Below are 18,756 nucleotides of genomic sequence, written 5' to 3' on the forward strand. Positions count from 1 at the left end.
CGAATGCCGACGATTTCGACTTCTTCACCAACCTTGACGATACCGCGCTCGACGCGGCCCGTCACAACCGTACCACGGCCCGAGATCGAGAACACGTCTTCGATCGGCATCAGGAACGGCTGGTCGATCGGACGCTCAGGCGTCGGGATGTAGGCGTCAACAGCGGCCATCAGCTCGCGGATCGCATCTTCGCCGATCTTCTTGTCGGAGTCTTCAAGAGCAGCAAGCGCCGAACCCTTGACAACCGGGATGTCGTCGCCCGGGAAGTCGTAGGACGACAGAAGTTCGCGAACTTCAAGCTCGACGAGCTCGAGAAGTTCCGCGTCGTCAACCTGGTCGACCTTGTTCAGGAACACGACGATCGCCGGAACGCCAACCTGACGAGCGAGCAGGATGTGCTCGCGGGTCTGCGGCATCGGGCCGTCAGCAGCCGAGCAAACCAGGATCGCGCCGTCCATCTGCGCAGCGCCGGTGATCATGTTCTTGACATAGTCAGCGTGGCCGGGGCAGTCGACGTGAGCGTAGTGACGAGCAGGCGTCTCATACTCAACGTGCGCCGTCGAGATCGTGATACCACGTGCCTTCTCTTCCGGTGCTGCGTCGATCTGGTCGTACGCCTTGAACTCGCCGAAGTACTTCGTGATCGCTGCCGTCAATGACGTCTTGCCGTGGTCAACGTGCCCAATCGTACCAATGTTGACGTGCGGCTTATTGCGCTCAAACTTACTCTTTGCCATTTTCGGCTCTCCATTTTTCCTGTCCCCGAAGGGATCAATTCTTGTTATCGGTCAATTGGTATTCCGGTCACTTCTGACCGGAATACTTTGCCTGGATTTCCTGTGCGACGTTCGACGGAACCGGCGCGTAATGATCGAAGGTCATCGTGTACTGAGCACGCCCCTGAGACATCGAGCGCAGGTTGTCGACGTACTTGAACATGTTTGCCAGCGGGACGTTCGCGTTGATGACAACGGCGATACCGCGGCTTTCCTGGCCCTGGATCTGACCACGACGCGAGTTCAGGTCGCCGATGACGTCGCCGACGTAATCTTCCGGCGTTACGACTTCGACCTTCATCATCGGCTCGAGGAGCTGAGCACCGGCTTCGCGGGCTGCTTCACGGAAGCAAGCGCGGGAAGCGATTTCGAAGGCCAGAACCGACGAGTCGACGTCGTGGAAGGCACCGTCGATGAGCGTCGCCTTGACGCCGAGCATCGGGAAGCCAGCCAGCGGGCCCGAAGACAGAACGCTTTCGATACCCTTCTGGACGCCCGGGATGTATTCCTTCGGAACGGAACCGCCAACGATCTTGGACTCGAACTTGAAGTCGTCGCCATCCGGGTTCGGTTCGAACACGATCTTGACGCGAGCGAACTGACCGGTACCACCCGACTGCTTCTTGTGGGTGTAGTCCTTTTCCGTCTGACGCGTGATGGTTTCGCGGTAAGCAACCTGCGGCGCGCCGACGCTTGCTTCAACCTTGAATTCACGACGCATACGGTCGACGATGATGTCGAGGTGAAGTTCACCCATGCCGGCGATGATGGTCTGGCCCGATTCCTGGTCCGTCTTGACGCGGAAGGACGGGTCTTCTGCAGCCAGGCGGTTGAGCGCGAGGCCCATCTTTTCCTGGTCGCCCTTGGTCTTCGGCTCGATCGCGATCTGGATGACCGGCTCGGGGAATTCCATGCGCTCGAGGATAACCGGCTTCAGCGGATCGCAGAGCGTATCGCCAGTGGTGGTTTCCTTGAGGCCGGCCAGAGCAACGATGTCGCCAGCGAAGGCTTCTTCGATGTCTTCACGCGAGTTCGAGTGCATCTGCAACATACGGCCGACGCGCTCGCGCTTGTCCTTGACCGTGTTGATGACCGACGCGCCCTTTTCGAGCTTGCCGGAATAGATGCGGGCGAAGGTGAGCGAACCGACGAAGGGGTCGTTCATGATCTTGAATGCCAGCATGGACAACGGCTCGCTGTCGTCAGCGTGACGTTCGATCTCGGCGTCGGTCTTGAAGTCGATGCCCTTGATCGCCGGAATGTCGAGCGGCGACGGCAGGTAATCGACAACGGCGTCGAGCAGCGGCTGAACACCCTTGTTCTTGAAGGCGGTGCCGCAGAACATCGGATGGAACTTGACGTCGATCGTGCCGCGACGGACGAGCGCGCGGATCTGTTCGTTGTCAGGCAGGTTGCCTTCCAGGTAGGCTTCGGTCGCGGCTTCGTCGATCTCGACAACGGTCTCGATCAGCTTTTCGCGGTACTCGGCAGCCTTGGCCTTCATGTCTTCCGGAATTTCGACGACATCCCACTGAGCGCCGAGCGATTCGTCGCGCCAGATGAGAGCATTCATCTCGATCAGGTCGATAACGCCCTTGAAATCGCTTTCAGCGCCGATCGGCAGCTGCATGACGACGGCTGTGGCGCCGAGGCGGGTCTTGATCATCTCGACCGAGCGATAGAAATCGGCGCCGGTCTTATCCATCTTGTTGCAGAAGATCATGCGCGGAACATGATACTTCTCAGCCTGACGCCAGACGGTTTCCGTCTGCGGCTCAACGCCGGCGTTGGCGTCGAGCAGAGCGATAGCACCGTCGAGAACGCGCAGCGAACGCTCGACTTCGATGGTGAAGTCGACGTGGCCGGGGGTGTCGATGATGTTGAAGCGGCGGGTCTTGCCGTCGCGGCCCTTCCAGAAGGTGGTCGTAGCAGCGGAGGTGATCGTGATGCCACGCTCCTGCTCCTGCTCCATCCAGTCCATGGTGGCTGCGCCGTCGTGCACTTCGCCGATCTTGTGCGACTTGCCGGTGTAGTAAAGAATACGCTCGGTGGTCGTGGTCTTGCCGGCGTCGATGTGCGCCATGATACCGAAATTGCGGTAGTCTTCGATTTTATATTCGCGAGCCATAATGGACTGCCTTTCCGAAACCGTTCGGGATTACCAGCGATAATGCGAGAACGCACGGTTGGCATCAGCCATCTTGTGCGTGTCTTCGCGCTTCTTAACGGCAGCGCCGCGGTTGTTGGAGGCATCGAGAAGTTCGCCGCTGAGGCGATCGACCATGGTCGTTTCGTTACGCTTACGGGCAGCAGTGATCAGCCAACGAATGGCGAGAGCCTGACGGCGCTCCGGACGAACATCAACCGGAACCTGGTACGTAGCACCACCAACGCGACGCGAACGAACTTCAACGTGCGGAGCGATGTTATCCAAAGCCTGGTGGAACACGCCGAGCGGCTCCTGCTTTGCCTTGCCCTGCACGGCGTCGAATGCGCCGTATACGATGCTTTCAGCAACGGACTTCTTGCCGTCGAGCATGATAGCATTCATGAACTTGGTGACGACCAGATCGCCGAACTTCGGGTCCGGGTTGATCTCGCGCTTTTCTGCCTTATGACGTCTGGACATGTACTTCTCGTCTCTCAACTGTTAGCGGCGCTTCACCACGCGGAGAACCTCGCGCAGCGCCGGATTATCTGAAACCGAATTACTTCGGACGCTTCGCACCGTACTTCGAACGGCGCTGCTTGCGGTTCTTGACACCCTGGGTATCGAGAACGCCGCGGATGATGTGATAACGGACACCCGGAAGGTCCTTTACGCGGCCGCCACGGATCATGACGACGGAGTGTTCCTGAAGGTTGTGACCTTCGCCGGGAATGTAACCAATGACTTCAAAGCCGTTGGTCAGACGGATCTTTGCGACCTTACGCAGAGCCGAGTTCGGCTTCTTCGGCGTGGTCGTGTAGACGCGGGTGCAAACGCCGCGCTTCTGCGGGTTCTCCTGGAGAGCGGGAACCTTGTTACGCTTTACCTGCGCCTGGCGAGGCTTGCGGATCAGCTGGTTTACGGTAGGCATTCAACCATCCCTTGTAAATCTATCTCGACACCCTTGCGGGCATGACTATCGCCGTCACCGGCAACGACACACGATCGTCTCAATGCGCAAAACGTGGCCCGATCCGCTTTCGCAGATGGACCACAGAAAAGCAGAGGACACCGAGAGTGGCGTCTTGCGTGCAGCATTCGTGTCTTCAACGTGCGTTTTAGAACCTTGTTTGAGGTGAACTTCAGGGCGCGTCGCCCCGAACAGCCATGCCTCACATGGGTCCCGATGGCGGCGGTACTACTGGTTTAACGCCGGTTCGTCAAGGCCGGTTAAGAAATTATCTTTGTCACAAAGGCCCAGAAGCCCGGGAAAACCAGCCATTTGGCGCATTCGATACGGAAATGCCGCCCCTTCGGCAAGATGGACTTTGGTATTTCACCAAAATCCCTATAAGGAATCACCGAAAGGCAATTTCATCCGATGACCCGGGCGAAACCAAGGAATCGCCGGGTCGATTCGACACTCCCGAAGGAAGACTCATGATTACTGCGCCAGACAACGACAACAATTCCGATGGCCCCATGGTCTTCATCATCATCGGCAAGGGCTATGAGACCGATGGCGGCGAAGGCATCGATCTTCATGTCATGTTGAAGGCGCCGGATGACGACACCGCCGTGCGCGAGGCGCTCAATGCGCTCGCCGAGGAAGGTTTCATCGAGGCCGACCTCGACCAGATCGGCCTGCTGACGGATATCCCGGACGAAGAACCTCATGCCTCCGCCTATCAGGGTGCTCTCGAAGGCGAAGTAGCGATCATCCGCTTCCGCTGAAGGCAGGCGGCTTCGCGGCAAGGCGACTAGACCGCCCTCACCTTTCACATTTGAGCTTTAGACAAAAAGAAACCGCCCGGATCGCTCCGGGCGGTTTTTGATTTTCTATGTCCTGAAGCTCTTATTCAGCAACCGGGACATTCTCGCTTGCCATATCCTGCAGCATCGGCGTTGCGACGGCCGAACCCGTGCCCTTGCGACGCTCTTCGAGGATGAGTTCGTCGCGAGCCGTGGCGATGCGGCGGATCTGCGTCATGGTACCACCCGTACCAGCCGGGATGAGACGGCCGACGATGACGTTTTCCTTCAGGCCCTGCAGACCGTCGGTCTTGCCGGCGATCGCAGCTTCCGTGAGCACCTTGGTCGTTTCCTGGAAGGAAGCGGCCGAGATGAACGACGGCGTCTGCAGCGAGGCCTTGGTGATGCCGAGCAGCACCGGATCGCCGTAAGCTGGCTTCTTGCCTACTTCGATCAGCGCGTCGTTGGCATCGTCCAGCTCGATACGGTCGACGTTGTCGCCGACGATGTACTGGCTGTCGCCCGCATCGGTGATTTCCACCTTCTGCAGCATCTGACGGACAATCACTTCGATGTGCTTGTCGTTGATGACAACGCCCTGCAAGCGGTAGACTTCCTGGATTTCGTTGACCAGGTAGGAAGCCAGAGCCTCCACGCCCTTGATCGCCAGGATGTCGTGCGGAGCCGGGTTACCGTCGAGGATGTAATCACCCTTTTCGATATAGTCGCCTTCCTGAAGGTGGAAGGGCTTGCCCTTCGGGATCAGGTATTCGACCGGCTCGACACCGTCTTCCGCCGGCTCGATGATGACGCGGCGCTTGTTCTTGTAGTCGCGGCCGAGGCGGATCGTACCATCGATCTCTGCGATGATGGCGTGGTCCTTCGGACGACGAGCTTCGAACAGTTCGGCAACGCGCGGCAGACCACCGGTGATGTCCTTGGTCTTGGCGCTTTCCAGCGGCGAACGAGCGAGAACGTCACCCTGCGACACCTTCGTGCCCGGCTCGACCGACAGGATCGCGTCGACCGAGAGCAGGAAGCGGGCTTCGCCACCACGCGACAGCTTGGCGACATTGCCGCTGGCGTCCTTGATGACGATCGCCGGCTTCAGATCGGAGCCGCGCGGCGTCGAGCGCCAGTCGATAACCTGACGCTTGGTGATGCCGGTGGACTCGTCGGTCGCTTCGAGAACCGAAAGGCCGTCGACGACGTCTTCGAAGTGAACCGTACCGGCCACTTCCGTCATCATCGGACGGGTATAAGGATCCCACTCCGCCAGACGCTGACCGCGCTTCACCTTGTCGCCTTCGTCGACATACAGCTTCGAGCCGTAAGCAACGCGCTGCGAGGAGCGTTCGACGCCACGTTCGTCCAGGATCTGGACCGTCATGTTGCGGCCCATGGCAACCAGGTTGCCATCGGAGTTGCGCAGCATGTTGCGGTTCTTGATCTGGACCGTACCTTCGTAGGAAGCTTCCAGGAACGACTGGTCGACCACGGTCGCCGTGCCGCCCAAGTGGAAGGTACGCATGGTCAGCTGCGTGCCCGGCTCACCGATCGACTGTGCGGCGATGACGCCGACAGCTTCACCGAGGTTGACAGGCGTACCGCGAGCCAGGTCGCGGCCGTAGCAGACGCCGCAGACGCCGGTCTGGATTTCGCAGGTCAGTGCCGAACGGATGCGGATCGACTGGATACCAGCCTTTTCGATCTCGATGACATCAGGCTCGAGGATCATCTTGCCGGCATCGACGATGCGCTCACCCGTGACCGGATGGTCGATATCGTCGAGCGCCGTACGGCCGAGGATGCGGGCGCCGAGCGAAGCAACGACCTGACCGGCATCGACGATGGCGGTCATGGTGAGGCCCTTGTCGGTACCGCAATCGACGTGCGTGACGATGCAGTCCTGAGCGACGTCGACGAGACGGCGGGTCAGGTAACCGGAGTTTGCGGTCTTCAAGGCGGTGTCTGCCAGACCCTTACGGGCACCGTGCGTCGAGTTGAAGTACTCGTTAACGGTCAGGCCTTCCTTGAAGTTCGAGATGATCGGCGTCTCGATGATTTCGCCCGACGGCTTGGCCATGAGGCCACGCATGCCGCCCAGCTGACGCATCTGGTTCGGAGAACCACGAGCACCCGAGTGGCTCATCATGTAGATCGAGTTCATCGGCTTCTGGCGACCGGTCTTCTCGTCGAATTCGACAGCCTTAATGCGGGCCATCATTTCTTCGGCGACCTTTTCCGTAGCCTTGCCCCAGGCGTCAACAACCTTGTTGTACTTCTCGCCCTGAGTGATCAGACCGTCGTTGTACTGCTGTTCGTATTCCTTCACCAGGGCTTCGGTATCGCCAACGATCTTAACCTTGGTGTCCGGAATGACCATGTCGTCCTTGCCGAACGAAATGCCGGCGCGGCAGGCATGGGCGAAGCCGAGCTGCATGATGCGGTCGCAGAAAATGACCGTGTCCTTCTGGCCGCAATGGCGGTAGACCGTGTCGATCATCTTGGAGATGTTCTTCTTGGTCATTTCCTGGTTGCAGATATCGAAGGTCACCTTGCCATGCTTCGGCAGCAGTTCGCCGATGAGCAGTCGGCCAGGCGTGGTTTCGTAGATCTTCGAATAGGGCTTGCCCTCTTCGTCGACCGACTTGAAGCGGCCGCGGATCTTCGAATGCAGCGTGACGACCTTGTTTTCGAGTGCGTGATGCAGCTCGCCGAGGTCGGAGAAGGCCATGCCTTCGCCCGGCTCGTTCTGGTTCAGGATCGACAGGTAATACAGGCCGAGAACCATGTCCTGCGAGGGAACGATGATCGGCGCGCCGTTTGCCGGGTGCAGAATGTTGTTGGTCGACATCATCAGCACGCGGGCTTCAAGCTGGGCTTCCAGCGAGAGCGGCACGTGAACAGCCATCTGGTCGCCGTCGAAGTCGGCGTTGAAGGCCGTGCAGACGAGCGGGTGCAGCTGGATTGCCTTGCCTTCGACCAGCATGGGTTCGAAGGCCTGGATGCCCAGGCGGTGCAGCGTCGGTGCGCGGTTCAACAGAACCGGATGCTCGCGGATGACCTCGTCGAGGATATCCCAAACTTCCGGCTTTTCTTTTTCGACCAACTTCTTGGCTTGCTTGACGGTCGAGGAATAACCCTTCGCGTCGAGGCGGGCGTAGATGAACGGCTTGAACAGTTCGAGCGCCATCTTCTTCGGCAGGCCGCACTGGTGCAGCTTGAGTTCCGGACCGGTCACGATGACCGAACGGCCGGAATAGTCGACGCGCTTGCCGAGCAGGTTCTGACGGAAGCGGCCTTGCTTGCCCTTGAGCATGTCGGACAGCGACTTCAGCGGACGCTTGTTGGCGCCGGTGATGACGCGGCCACGGCGGCCGTTATCGAACAGCGCATCGACAGATTCCTGCAGCATGCGCTTTTCGTTGCGGATGATGATGCCCGGAGCGCGCAGTTCGATGAGGCGCTTCAGACGGTTGTTACGGTTGATGACGCGGCGGTACAGATCGTTCAGATCCGACGTCGCGAAACGGCCGCCATCGAGCGGAACCAGCGGGCGCAGGTCCGGCGGGATGACCGGGACGACCTTCATGATCATCCATTCCGGACGATTGCCGGACTCCATGAAGTTCTCGACGATCTTCAGACGCTTCATCAGCTTCTTCTGCTTGAGATCCGACGTGGTGTCGGCAAGCTCGGAACGCAGGTCGCCAGCGATCTTTTCGAGGTTCATGCTGGCCAGCATCTCGTAGATCGCTTCAGCGCCGATCATGGCGGTGAACTGGTCTTCGCCATACTCGTCGACGGCGAGCATGTACTCTTCTTCAGAGAGAAGCTGATGCTCCTTCAGAGCAGTCAGACCCGGCTCGGTGACGATGTAATTTTCGAAGTAGAGAACGCGCTCTACATCCTTCAGCGTCATGTCGAGCAGCGTGGAAATACGCGATGGCAGCGACTTCAGGAACCAGATGTGGGCTACGGGAGCAGCGAGCTCGATATGGCCCATGCGCTCACGGCGAACGCGCGACAGCGTAACTTCGACGCCGCACTTTTCGCAGATGATGCCCTTGTACTTCATGCGCTTGTACTTACCGCACAGGCACTCGTAGTCCTTGATCGGTCCGAAGATCCGTGCGCAGAAAAGACCATCGCGTTCCGGCTTGAACGTACGATAGTTGATCGTTTCCGGCTTCTTGATCTCGCCATAAGACCAGGAAAGAATCTTCTCCGGCGATGCAATCGATATCCGGATGGAATCGAAGTTCTGTGCAGGCACCTGCGGATTGAAAAGATTCATGACCTCTTGGTTCATGCCTATCTCCTTTTGGGGCGAAACGCCCTCGAATTGCGATCAGCACCGGCAAATTCCCGGGAACCGGACTGACGCACTAAAACGACAATAACCGCAAAATGCGGCGAAACCGTCCCGACTGGCGCTACCCGAAACCGGGCGCCGGCTGGAACGGTGCGCGCTGCCGAACAGCGCGCACCTTATCGATTGTTACTCGGCCGCGTCTGGAAGCTGGCTTGCCGTCTGCAGATCGTCGACCTTGGAATTTTCCAGTTCGACGCTGAGGCCCAGCGAGCGCATTTCCTTGACGAGAACGTTGAAGCTTTCCGGAATGCCCGCTTCGAAGGTATCGTCGCCACGAACGATGGCTTCGTAGACCTTCGTACGGCCGGCCACGTCGTCCGACTTGACCGTGAGCATTTCCTGCAGCGTGTAGGCTGCACCGTAAGCTTCAAGCGCCCAGACTTCCATTTCGCCGAAGCGCTGACCGCCGAACTGCGCCTTACCGCCCAGCGGCTGCTGGGTGACGAGCGAGTACGGACCGATCGAGCGGGCGTGGATCTTGTCGTCGACAAGGTGGTTCAGCTTCAGCATGTAGATGTAGCCAACCGTGACCTGGCGGTCGAACTGCTCGCCGGTACGACCGTCGTACAGCGTCGACTGACCGGTCTGCTTGAGACCTGCCATGACCAGCATCTCGTTCACATCCGCTTCGCCGGCGCCGTCGAAGACCGGGGTCGCGATGGACACGCCACGCTTCCACTGGTCAGCCAGACGCAGAACCGACGCATCGTCATACTCGTGAACGTCGTCGCTCTTCGGACCGTCGCCGACAACCATATCGATCGTCTTGCGCAGAGGCTCGATGTTGCCGCTCGCCTTGTAGGCTTCGATCAGCTCGCCGATCTGACGACCCATGCCGGCGCAAGCCCAGCCCAGGTGCGTTTCGAGAATCTGACCGACGTTCATGCGCGAGGGAACGCCAAGCGGGTTCAGCACGATGTCGACATGCGTACCGTCTTCGAGGAACGGCATGTCTTCAACCGGAACAATGCGCGAAACCACGCCCTTGTTCCCGTGACGGCCTGCCATCTTGTCGCCCGGCTGGATCTTGCGCTTAACAGCGACGAAGACCTTGACCATCTTCATGACGCCCGGAGGCATTTCGTCGCCGCGCTGGACCTTCTCGACCTTGTCCATGAAGCGCTGTTCGAGGCGCGACTTGGATTCGTCGTACTGGCCGCGCAGGGCTTCCAGCTCGCTCTGGACCTTCTCGTCCTCGACAGCGAACATCCACCACTGCGAACGCGGATACTCCGAAACGACAGCGTTCGACAGTTCCGTGCCCTTCTTGAAGCCCTTCGGACCAGCAAGAGCAACCTGACCACGCAGCATCTCGACCAGACGGCCGTAGACGTTGCGGTCGAGGATCGCCTGCTCGTCGTCGCGGTCCTTCGCGAGACGCTCGATCTCTTCGCGCTCGATCGCCATGGCGCGTTCGTCCTTCTCAACGCCGTGGCGGTTGAAGACGCGAACTTCGACGACCGTACCGTAGGTGCCGGGCGGCATGCGCATGGAGGTGTCGCGAACGTCGGACGCCTTTTCACCGAAGATGGCGCGCAGAAGCTTTTCTTCCGGCGTCATCGGGCTTTCGCCCTTCGGCGTGATCTTGCCGACGAGGATATCGCCCGGCTGAACTTCGGCGCCGATGTAAACGATGCCGGCTTCGTCCAGGTTCTTCAGCGCCTCTTCCGAAACGTTCGGAATATCGCGGGTGATTTCTTCCGGACCGAGCTTGGTGTCGCGCGCCATCACTTCGAATTCCTCGATGTGAATGGAGGTGAACACGTCGTCGGCAACGATACGCTCGGAAAGCAGGATCGAGTCTTCGTAGTTGTAGCCGTTCCACGGCATGAACGCGACGAGCACGTTGCGGCCGAGCGCCAGATCGCCGAGGTCGGTCGAAGGACCGTCTGCCAGGATGTCGCCCCGGTTGACCACGTCACCGACGGTGACCAGCGGACGCTGGTTGACGCAGGTGTTCTGGTTCGAACGCTGGAACTTCATCAGGCGGTAGATATCGACGCCGGACTTCGACGGATCGAGGTCCTCGGTGGCGCGGATAACGATACGCGTCGCATCGACCTGATCGACCACACCGCCGCGGCGGGCGCCGATAGCAGCACCGGAGTCACGCGCGACGACCGGCTCCATGCCGGTACCGACGAACGGAGCTTCGGCACGCAGAAGCGGCACGGCCTGACGCTGCATGTTCGAGCCCATGAGAGCGCGGTTGGCGTCGTCGTTTTCCAGGAACGGGATCAGAGCGGCAGCGACCGAAACCAGCTGCTTCGGCGAGACGTCCATCAGGTTGATGTTGTCGCGCGGAGCGAGCATGACTTCGCCGGCATGACGGCAAACGACGAATTCCTCGATGAAGGAGCCGTCGGTGTCGAGCTCGGCATTGGCCTGAGCAACGTAGTACTTCGCCTCTTCCATAGCGGAGAGGTAGAGCACGTCGTTGGTCACCTTACCGTCGATGATGCGGCGATAAGGGCTTTCGATGAAGCCGTACTTGTTGACGCGGGCAAAGGTCGCCAGCGAGTTGATGAGGCCGATGTTCGGACCTTCCGGCGTTTCGATCGGGCAAATGCGACCGTAGTGGGTCGGATGAACGTCGCGGACTTCGAAGCCGGCGCGCTCGCGGGTGAGACCGCCCGGGCCAAGAGCCGAAAGACGACGCTTGTGGGTGATTTCCGAAAGCGGGTTCACCTGGTCCATGAACTGCGACAGCTGCGAAGAGCCGAAGAATTCGCGAACGGCGGCGGCAGCCGGCTTGGCGTTGATCAGATCCTGCGGCATTACCGTGTCGATTTCGATCGAGGACATACGTTCCTTGATCGCACGCTCCATGCGCAGCAGACCCAGACGATACTGGTTTTCCATCAGCTCGCCGACCGAACGGACGCGGCGGTTGCCGAGATTGTCGATGTCGTCGATTTCGCCCTTGCCGTCGCGCAACTCCACAAGCATCTTGACCACGGCCAGGATGTCGTCCTTGCGCAGGATGCGAACGGTGTCTTCGACGTCGAGGTCGAGACGCATGTTCATCTTCACGCGGCCGACGGCGGAGAGGTCGTAACGCTCCGCATCGAAGAACAGCGAGTTAAACATGGCTTCGGCCGATTCCATGGTCGGCGGCTCGCCCGGACGCATGACGCGGTAGATGTCGAACAGAGCGTCCTGACGGTTCTCGTTCTTATCGGCAGACAGCGTGTTGCGGATGTAGGCGCCGACATTGATGTGGTCGATGCCGAGAACCGGGATTTCGTCGAAACCAGCCTTCAGGATGACAGGCAGCGTCTTCTCGTCGATTTCGTCGCCGGCTTCGAGATAGATCTCACCGGTCTGGAAGTTGACGATGTCTTCCGCCAGGAACAGGCCGTACAGCTCTTCGTCCGTGGCCTTCAGAGCCTTGAGGCCCTTGTCCTGCAGCTGACGCAGCAGGCGCGGAGTCAGCTTCTTGCCGCCTTCGACCACGACTTCGCCGGTGTCGGCGTCGATCATGTCGGAAACGGTCTTGGCGCCCTTGAGCGTTTCAGCCTTGAACGGAATGCGCCAGCCGTCGCCGGAGCGCTCATAGAGCGACTTCGTGTAGAAGGTCGACAGAATTTCTTCGCCATCCATGCCGAGCGCCATCAGCAGCGACGTCACCGGAATCTTGCGGCGGCGGTCGATACGGGCGTAGACGATGTCCTTGGCGTCGAATTCGATATCGAGCCAGGAGCCACGATAAGGGATGACGCGAGCAGCAAAGAGCAGCTTGCCGGAAGAATGGCTCTTGCCCTTGTCGTGATCGAAGAAGACGCCCGGCGAACGGTGCATCTGGGACACGATAACGCGCTCGGTGCCGTTCACGATGAACGTACCGTTGTTCGTCATGAGCGGCATGTCGCCCATGTAAACGCTTTGTTCCTTGATGTCCTTGATGGACTTCGCGCCGGTATCCTCGTCGATATCGAACACGATCAGACGGAGGGTCACCTTCAGCGGCGCTGCATAGGTCAGGTCGCGCTGGCGGCACTCGTCGACGTCGAACTTCGGCGGCTCGAATTCATAGGAAACAAATTCCAGCATGGAAGCGCCGGAAAAATCGGTGATCGGGAAAACCGACTTGAAGACGGTCTGAAGACCTTCGTCCGGGCGGCCGCCCTTGGGTTCTTCGACCATGAGAAACTGATCGTAGGATGCCTTCTGAACCTCGATGAGGTTCGGCATCTCCGCGACTTCGGGAATCTTACCAAAAAACTTGCGTACGCGCCTGCGACCGTTGAACGAAAGGGTCTGAGCCATCGTCGCTCCTTTAAAATCCTGCACCCGGGCCTGCAACGGATGGGAATCGCTGGCCAGGCGACCCCATCAATCAATGAGTAGTTCAATCTCGTCTATCTAACCGAAAACCGCTCGGCCGGATTGCGTCGCGGTTCGGTTTGAGACCATCCTCTTGAAGAACCCATTACCCAAAAGCCGTTTTTCCCGCGGCTTTTGGGTAATTCGTTCAGAAAAACGGCGAATGGGAGATGGCGAAAAGCCACCTCCCAAAGCAGTTTCAAGCTTACTTAACGTCGACCTTAGCGCCGGCGTCTTCGAGCTTCTTCTTGATGTCAGCAGCTTCAGCCTTGGAAACAGCTTCCTTGACAGCCTTCGGAGCGGCTTCAACGAGGTCCTTGGCTTCCTTGAGGCCCAGGCCGGTGATGGCGCGGACTTCCTTGATGACGTTGATCTTGTTCGCGCCGGCATCAGCGAGGATGACGTCGAACTCGGTCTTTTCTTCTTCAACGGCAGCCGGGCCAGCCGGGCCGCCAACGGCAGCAACAGCTACCGGAGCAGCGGCGGATACGCCCCACTTTTCTTCAAGAAGCTTCGACAGTTCTGCAGCTTCGAGAACGGTCAGCGAGGAGAGGTCGTCTACGATCTTTGCGAGATCAGCCATTTTTGTAGTTCCTTTTGTTCGGTTCGAACTGGTTGATTATAAACAGCGAAAAACCGCCTTACGCGGCTTCGTCCTTCTTGGCGTAGGCCGAGAACACGCGAGCAAGCTGACTTGCCGGCGCTGCAACAACACCTGCGATGCGGGTAGCCGGAGTCTGGATCATGCCCAGCAGCTTCGCGCGCAGCTCGTCCAGCGAAGGCAGGGTCGCGAGCGACTTTACACCTTCGGCGTTGAGCGTTGTTGTTCCCATGGCGCCGCCCAGAACAACGATCTTGTCGTTGCCCTTGGCGAAATCCACGACGACCTTCGGAGCGGTAATCGGATCAGTGCTGTATGCAATCAGCGTCTGACCGGTGAAGAGATTGGAAATCCCTTCCGCATCCGTGCCCTGAAGAGCAATTTTGGCCAGGCGGTTCTTCGCGACTTTGACGGTGCCGCCAGCAGCGCGCATCTTCGAACGGAAATCGTTCATCTGAGCGACTGTAGCACCAGCATAGTGGGCCACGACAACCGAGCCCGAAGCCTTGAAGACTTCGTTCAGTTCCGTGACGAATTCGCGTTTTTCCGCTCTTTCCACTGCTTTTCTCCAGTTGACAGGACCGGGTTAACGGGCCTGCCGGGTTGCCTTTTGCCTCCTGGGATCAAAAAAGATCCCAAGCGACGCTTGAGGATCCTGTCCCCTCGCGCTCGAGCCTGACGGCTCCAAGGCACAAGGCATCCAAGGCTCGAACCGAGTTCATCGAAGCGATGCTTCTTCAAAATTCGGGTCTTACCCGTCTCATGCAGGCTTGAGTGATTAAGGGATAACCACCTGCAATCTCGGACAGGAATTCCGGATTTCTCCGGAAATCCCGGCCCCGAAAGGCCGGGAATTCTTAAAGACCGGGCATAATGCCCGGCAAGATCATTAGGCGCTCGGCGCCGTAACGGTCGACGGCTCGATCTTGACGCCCGGACCCATGGTCGAGGAGATCGCTACGCGCTTGAGGTAGTTACCCTTGGCGCCAGCCGGCTTTGCCTTGATGACGGCGTCGGCGAAGGCGCGGATGTTCTCTTCCAGAGCCTTGGCGTCGAAGGAAGCCTTGCCGATACCGGCGTGGATGATACCAGCCTTCTCGACGCGGAACTCGACAGCGCCGCCCTTGGAAGCTTCAACAGCACCCTTGACGTCCATCGTAACCGTACCGACCTTCGGGTTCGGCATCATGCCGCGCGGGCCGAGAACCTTACCGAGGCGGCCGACGAGTGGCATCATGTCCGGGGTCGCGATGCAACGATCGAAGTCGATCTTGCCGCCCTGAACGATTTCGACCAGGTCTTCCGCGCCGACGATGTCGGCACCGGCGGCCTTGGCTTCGTCAGCCTTGGCGCCGCGAGCAAAGACAGCAACGCGAACCGTACGGCCGGTGCCGTTCGGCAGGTTGACAACGCCGCGAACCATCTGGTCGGCGTGACGCGGGTCAACACCGAGGTTCATCGCGATTTCGACGGTTTCGTCGAACTTGGCGACGGCACGTTCCTTGACCATGCTGATGGCCAGATCCAGAGCATAAAGCTTGGTCGGATCAACGCCTTCACGAATCTTCTGAATACGCTTTGCTACCATGGTCTTAGCCCACCACTTCCAGGCCCATCGCGCGGGCAGAGCCCTCGATCATGGCCATTGCGCCTTCGATATCGGCGGCGTTCAGATCCTTCATCTTGGCTTCGGCGATAGATTTCACCTGAGCCTTGGTAAGAGAGCCAGCCTTGGCGCCCTTGCCCGGGGTCTTCGAGCCGGACTGGATCTTCGCTTCCTTCTTCAGGAAGTAGCTGACCGGCGGCTGCTTCATGATGAAGGTGAAGGACTTGTCCTGGTAGTAGGTGATGACGACCGGGATCGGCATACCCTTTTCCATTTCCTGCGTGGCGGCATTGAACGCCTTGCAGAATTCCATGATGTTAATGCCACGCTGACCAAGCGCAGGACCGATCGGCGGCGACGGATTCGCCGAGCCGGCCTTTACCTGCAGCTTGAGCTGGCCTGCAACTTTCTTAGCCATTTCTCTCTGCCTTTCTACAAGACCGGCTTCCCGGCCCACTATGCCGGATCGCTCCGGCGGCTGCGGTTGCGTGGTTCGGATTATCGGGCCCGGCTAAGACCCTACCCTTCCACGCGAATTGCGGCTGAGCCGCCGGATATAAGTGAGCACTCACTCATATCCAAACACAAAAGAAAGGTCGACAGCCAGGCCAACCCTCCTCAGAAACTTCGATCAGACCTTCTCGACCTGACTGTATTCCAGCTCGACCGGCGTAGCGCGACCGAAAATCGACACCTCAACCTTCAGGCGCGAACGCTCTTCGTCCACATCCTGAACCGTGCCGTTAAACGAGGCGAACGGACCGTCGGAAACGCGAACCTGCTCGCCGATCTCGAAGGAGACGGAAGCCTTCGGGCGCTCGACACCTTCCTGGACCTGGCCGAGAATGCGCTCGGCTTCATAATCCGGAATCGGAACGGGCTTATTGTCGGAACCAAGGAAGCCGGTAACCTTCGGCGTGTTCTTGATCAGGTGGTAAGCTTCATCCGTCAGGTTGGCGCGAACCAGCACATAACCCGGGAAAAACTTACGCTCGCTATCGACCTTGCGACCGCGACGAACTTCGACGACCTTTTCGGTGGGCACGAGGATCTTTTCGAACAGATGTTCGAGACCCTTCTGCCTGGCCTTCTCCTCAATGGATTCAGCCACCTTCTTTTCGAAATTTGAATAAGCGTGGACGATGTACCAACGTGCCGCCATGTTCATTTCCACCCGATATTAGTTGCCGGTATTCAGCACGTAGCCGAGAATCCAGCCGATGAGCTGGTCGGCAGCAAAGAAAAACAGCGAGGCGAAAATAACCATAACAAGAACCATCACCGTCGAGATCATCGTCTCGCGGCGCGACGGCCAAGTAACTTTCGACGTCTCGGAGCGCACCTGCTGCAGAAACGCTAGTGGATTCGATTTGGATGCCATTGACTGCCCACGCAATTACGGCGCGTAAAGCTGAACATATCAGCCCCACGCACCGCGTGTCTGTTGAACCCCTACATAAACACCGATTCCCAATTTAACAAGAGGCAATCCAGCGTTTTCGAAAATTTGCCGCCAAACCGGCATAATTCCAAACCCAAGAAGCAGCGATACCGGCGCGCCAGTCAGGTCGGGAAAAATGGCAGGGGCAGCAGGGCTCGAACCTACGACCTGCGGTTTTGGAGACCGCCGCTCTACCAACTGAGCTATACCCCTTCTTCCTTCGAAGTATGCGCTTCAGACGGTGGACCGTCTAAGCATTTCGAAGACATGGCGCTCCCTTTAAGGCGGGACGAAACGATTGGCAAGAGCGTTTTTTGCTTTTTCCCAATCGACCCCGCAACTTCGGTTTGTCTGGCGCCGCACAAGCAGTCCTCAAGCAGGGCGAAACTACGGCAAAGGACGAGGAAGAGGCGCCTTTCCAGCTCCGCCACTCCTCAGCCGAGCTTTACAGCTTGAGTTTGGGACACCTCGATCACAGACAGCACAGGAAACCAGCCACGGAGCGAATCATATTCGACGTGAAGACCAGTCGTTGGTTCACAAGCTCGCATCCCCTATCCCGAGGCGGTCCTTTCGATGCAAAGAAGAAACTCCCGAAATTTCTTTAGCCGCAGAATGAGGGATATCCTGGCATCAAGGGAATCACGCAGAGGCAGGCAGGAAATGCGGGCAATTACGCTTGTGAACTACGATCCCGCGTGGCCCGCCCTCTTCCAGAGCCGATGTGAAGCGATCGCGGCATTGCTCGGCCAGCCGGCCGATATCCAGCATATCGGGAGCACATCCGTCCCGGCCTTTGCGCAAAGCCGAAGCTCGATATCGACGCGGTCCTATTCGCGAATGACGCCAGGCTGTTTGCCACCGAACATCTGCAAAAGGACGGCTATGTCTTCCACGGTGGTCTCTATGGCGACGATCGGTGGATCTTCACCAAGGATGAGACGCCCTTTGGAACACGTCTCTATCTCTGCCTGCTCGGCAATTCCGCGCACCGTGACCGTATTCTCTTTCGCAATTGTCTTCGCTCCCATCCGGAAGCGGCCGAGCGTTATGCGACGTTGAAGAGGAAACTCGCCAGGGAAGCGAATGGCGATTGGGATCGATATACTCCCCGCAAGAGCGATTTCGTTGCCGGTATCCTGCGCCTAGCCATAGACGAATTCAGGTAATTCGTGAAAGTCACCGTCCGGGGACTATTGATAGCCAGCATCAAGGCGTCCGCTTGCGCAGGTGTTCCAGCACATGCGCGACACATTGATCGAGTGAAAGTCGGCTGGTGTCACGAATGTGGTAGCCATGTCGTGTGGCTTCGCTACCAAGCGTTGGGATGCCGATGCTGTCGAAATGATGCACAGCCCTCTTGCGCATGATCTCGCGCGATCGTCTCCTTGCCCAAGCCTGAAGCGCCTGTGAGAACGAGCAGGCCCATTCCTGCCTCCCAATGCAAAAAGGCCCCGCTGTTTCCAGCGGGGCCTTTTTATAAAGGAATAATCCGAGGATTACTCGACGATGGAGGCAACGATGCCTGCGCCGACGGTACGGCCGCCTTCGCGGATCGCGAAGCGAAGCTTTTCTTCCATCGCAATCGGAACGATCAGCTCAACGGCAACCGTGACGTTGTCGCCCGGCATAACCATTTCCGTGCCTTCCGGAAGCGTCACGATGCCGGTCACATCAGTCGTGCGGAAGTAGAACTGCGGACGGTAGTTCGTGAAGAACGGCGTATG

General features: G+C 58.7%; 15 protein-coding genes, 1 tRNA gene and 1 pseudogene. 2 read left to right on the forward strand and 15 right to left on the reverse strand.

Features of this window, described 5'->3' with window-relative positions:
• The 4 genes from GA0061102_RS31185 to rpsL form a co-directional block, all read right to left on the reverse strand.
• On the reverse strand, positions 1–737 hold a 737-nt coding region (locus GA0061102_RS31185), incomplete at its 3' end, for an elongation factor Tu (protein WP_139115129.1).
• Between the two features lie 67 nt (positions 738–804).
• Entirely contained in the window at positions 805–2,904 is a 2,100-nt protein-coding gene (fusA, locus tag GA0061102_RS31190; RefSeq protein ID WP_092856354.1) for an elongation factor G, read from the reverse strand.
• A 30-nt stretch (positions 2,905–2,934) separates the two neighbouring features.
• The gene (rpsG, locus tag GA0061102_RS31195) at positions 2,935–3,405 is read right to left on the reverse strand and encodes a 30S ribosomal protein S7 (protein ID WP_037153812.1); all 471 of its coding nucleotides are present in this window, start codon (positions 3,403–3,405) and stop codon (positions 2,935–2,937) included.
• Positions 3,406–3,484: 79 nt separating this feature from the next.
• The gene (rpsL, locus tag GA0061102_RS31200; protein WP_003507760.1) at positions 3,485–3,856 is read right to left on the reverse strand and encodes a 30S ribosomal protein S12; all 372 of its coding nucleotides are present in this window, start codon (positions 3,854–3,856) and stop codon (positions 3,485–3,487) included.
• 509 nt (positions 3,857–4,365) lie between these two features.
• Between rpsL and GA0061102_RS31205 the strand changes: the two genes are divergently transcribed.
• Positions 4,366–4,659: a hypothetical protein gene (locus tag GA0061102_RS31205; RefSeq protein ID WP_004123433.1), complete on the forward strand. Its 294-nt coding sequence runs from the start codon at positions 4,366–4,368 to the stop codon at positions 4,657–4,659.
• 121 nt (positions 4,660–4,780) lie between these two features.
• On the opposite strand, the gene rpoC is transcribed toward GA0061102_RS31205, so the two are convergent.
• From rpoC to GA0061102_RS31250, 9 genes are all read right to left on the reverse strand, one after another.
• Positions 4,781–8,992, reverse strand: coding sequence for a DNA-directed RNA polymerase subunit beta' (gene rpoC, locus GA0061102_RS31210; protein ID WP_092856356.1), 4,212 nt, complete (start codon positions 8,990–8,992; stop codon positions 4,781–4,783).
• Between the two features lie 189 nt (positions 8,993–9,181).
• The gene (gene rpoB, locus GA0061102_RS31215; RefSeq protein WP_092856358.1) at positions 9,182–13,324 is read right to left on the reverse strand and encodes a DNA-directed RNA polymerase subunit beta; all 4,143 of its coding nucleotides are present in this window, start codon (positions 13,322–13,324) and stop codon (positions 9,182–9,184) included.
• A gap of 262 nt (positions 13,325–13,586) precedes the next feature.
• Positions 13,587–13,964 (reverse strand): 50S ribosomal protein L7/L12, encoded by a 378-nt coding sequence (gene rplL / locus GA0061102_RS31220; RefSeq protein WP_092856360.1) that lies wholly within the window; start codon positions 13,962–13,964, stop codon positions 13,587–13,589.
• A 58-nt stretch (positions 13,965–14,022) separates the two neighbouring features.
• Entirely contained in the window at positions 14,023–14,541 is a 519-nt protein-coding gene (gene rplJ / locus GA0061102_RS31225; RefSeq protein WP_004123444.1) for a 50S ribosomal protein L10, read from the reverse strand.
• A 330-nt stretch (positions 14,542–14,871) separates the two neighbouring features.
• Positions 14,872–15,570 carry a 50S ribosomal protein L1 gene (rplA, locus tag GA0061102_RS31230; RefSeq protein WP_092856362.1) on the reverse strand — a complete coding sequence of 233 codons (699 nt, stop codon included), beginning with the start codon at positions 15,568–15,570 and terminating at the stop codon, positions 14,872–14,874.
• A gap of 4 nt (positions 15,571–15,574) precedes the next feature.
• On the reverse strand, positions 15,575–16,006 hold the full coding sequence (rplK, locus tag GA0061102_RS31235; RefSeq protein WP_092856364.1) for a 50S ribosomal protein L11: 432 nt from the start codon (positions 16,004–16,006) through the stop codon (positions 15,575–15,577).
• A 213-nt stretch (positions 16,007–16,219) separates the two neighbouring features.
• Positions 16,220–16,750: a transcription termination/antitermination protein NusG gene (nusG, locus tag GA0061102_RS31240; protein ID WP_004123460.1), complete on the reverse strand. Its 531-nt coding sequence runs from the start codon at positions 16,748–16,750 to the stop codon at positions 16,220–16,222.
• An 18-nt stretch (positions 16,751–16,768) separates the two neighbouring features.
• Positions 16,769–16,969 (reverse strand): preprotein translocase subunit SecE, encoded by a 201-nt coding sequence (gene secE / locus GA0061102_RS31245; RefSeq protein ID WP_092856366.1) that lies wholly within the window; start codon positions 16,967–16,969, stop codon positions 16,769–16,771.
• Between the two features lie 197 nt (positions 16,970–17,166).
• Positions 17,167–17,242: transfer RNA gene (locus GA0061102_RS31250), tRNA-Trp, on the reverse strand.
• A 450-nt stretch (positions 17,243–17,692) separates the two neighbouring features.
• Here GA0061102_RS31250 and GA0061102_RS31255 point away from each other — a divergent pair.
• Positions 17,693–18,198: pseudogene (locus GA0061102_RS31255) on the forward strand (GrpB family protein).
• Positions 18,199–18,238: 40 nt separating this feature from the next.
• Here GA0061102_RS31255 and GA0061102_RS33070 read toward each other — a convergent pair.
• Both GA0061102_RS33070 and GA0061102_RS31260 read right to left on the reverse strand, forming a co-directional pair.
• Positions 18,239–18,397 (reverse strand): hypothetical protein, encoded by a 159-nt coding sequence (locus GA0061102_RS33070; RefSeq protein WP_159432228.1) that lies wholly within the window; start codon positions 18,395–18,397, stop codon positions 18,239–18,241.
• Positions 18,398–18,528: 131 nt separating this feature from the next.
• A partial coding sequence (locus tag GA0061102_RS31260) for an EF-Tu C-terminal domain-related protein (RefSeq protein WP_458550773.1) occupies positions 18,529–18,756 on the reverse strand: 228 nt, incomplete at its 5' end.

Source organism: Martinezella miluonensis, from assembly GCF_900094545.1.
In the GTDB taxonomy this organism is placed as follows: Bacteria; Pseudomonadota; Alphaproteobacteria; order Rhizobiales; family Rhizobiaceae; genus Rhizobium; species Rhizobium miluonense.

Excerpts from the sequence above, each read along its gene's own strand:
- fusA (WP_092856354.1), bottom strand. The coding sequence starts at position 2,904 with ATGGCTCGCGAATATAAAATCGAAGACTACCGCAATTTCGGTATCATG.
- rpsG (WP_037153812.1), bottom strand. The coding sequence starts at position 3,405 with ATGTCCAGACGTCATAAGGCAGAAAAGCGCGAGATCAACCCGGACCCG.
- rpsL (WP_003507760.1), bottom strand. The coding sequence starts at position 3,856 with ATGCCTACCGTAAACCAGCTGATCCGCAAGCCTCGCCAGGCGCAGGTA.
- GA0061102_RS31205 (WP_004123433.1), top strand. The coding sequence starts at position 4,366 with ATGATTACTGCGCCAGACAACGACAACAATTCCGATGGCCCCATGGTC.
- rpoC (WP_092856356.1), bottom strand. The coding sequence starts at position 8,992 with ATGAACCAAGAGGTCATGAATCTTTTCAATCCGCAGGTGCCTGCACAG.
- rpoB (WP_092856358.1), bottom strand. The coding sequence starts at position 13,324 with ATGGCTCAGACCCTTTCGTTCAACGGTCGCAGGCGCGTACGCAAGTTT.
- rplL (WP_092856360.1), bottom strand. The coding sequence starts at position 13,964 with ATGGCTGATCTCGCAAAGATCGTAGACGACCTCTCCTCGCTGACCGTT.
- rplA (WP_092856362.1), bottom strand. The coding sequence starts at position 15,570 with ATGGTAGCAAAGCGTATTCAGAAGATTCGTGAAGGCGTTGATCCGACC.
- rplK (WP_092856364.1), bottom strand. The coding sequence starts at position 16,006 with ATGGCTAAGAAAGTTGCAGGCCAGCTCAAGCTGCAGGTAAAGGCCGGC.
- nusG (WP_004123460.1), bottom strand. The coding sequence starts at position 16,750 with ATGGCGGCACGTTGGTACATCGTCCACGCTTATTCAAATTTCGAAAAG.
- secE (WP_092856366.1), bottom strand. The coding sequence starts at position 16,969 with ATGGCATCCAAATCGAATCCACTAGCGTTTCTGCAGCAGGTGCGCTCC.
- GA0061102_RS33070 (WP_159432228.1), bottom strand. The coding sequence starts at position 18,397 with ATGCGCAAGAGGGCTGTGCATCATTTCGACAGCATCGGCATCCCAACG.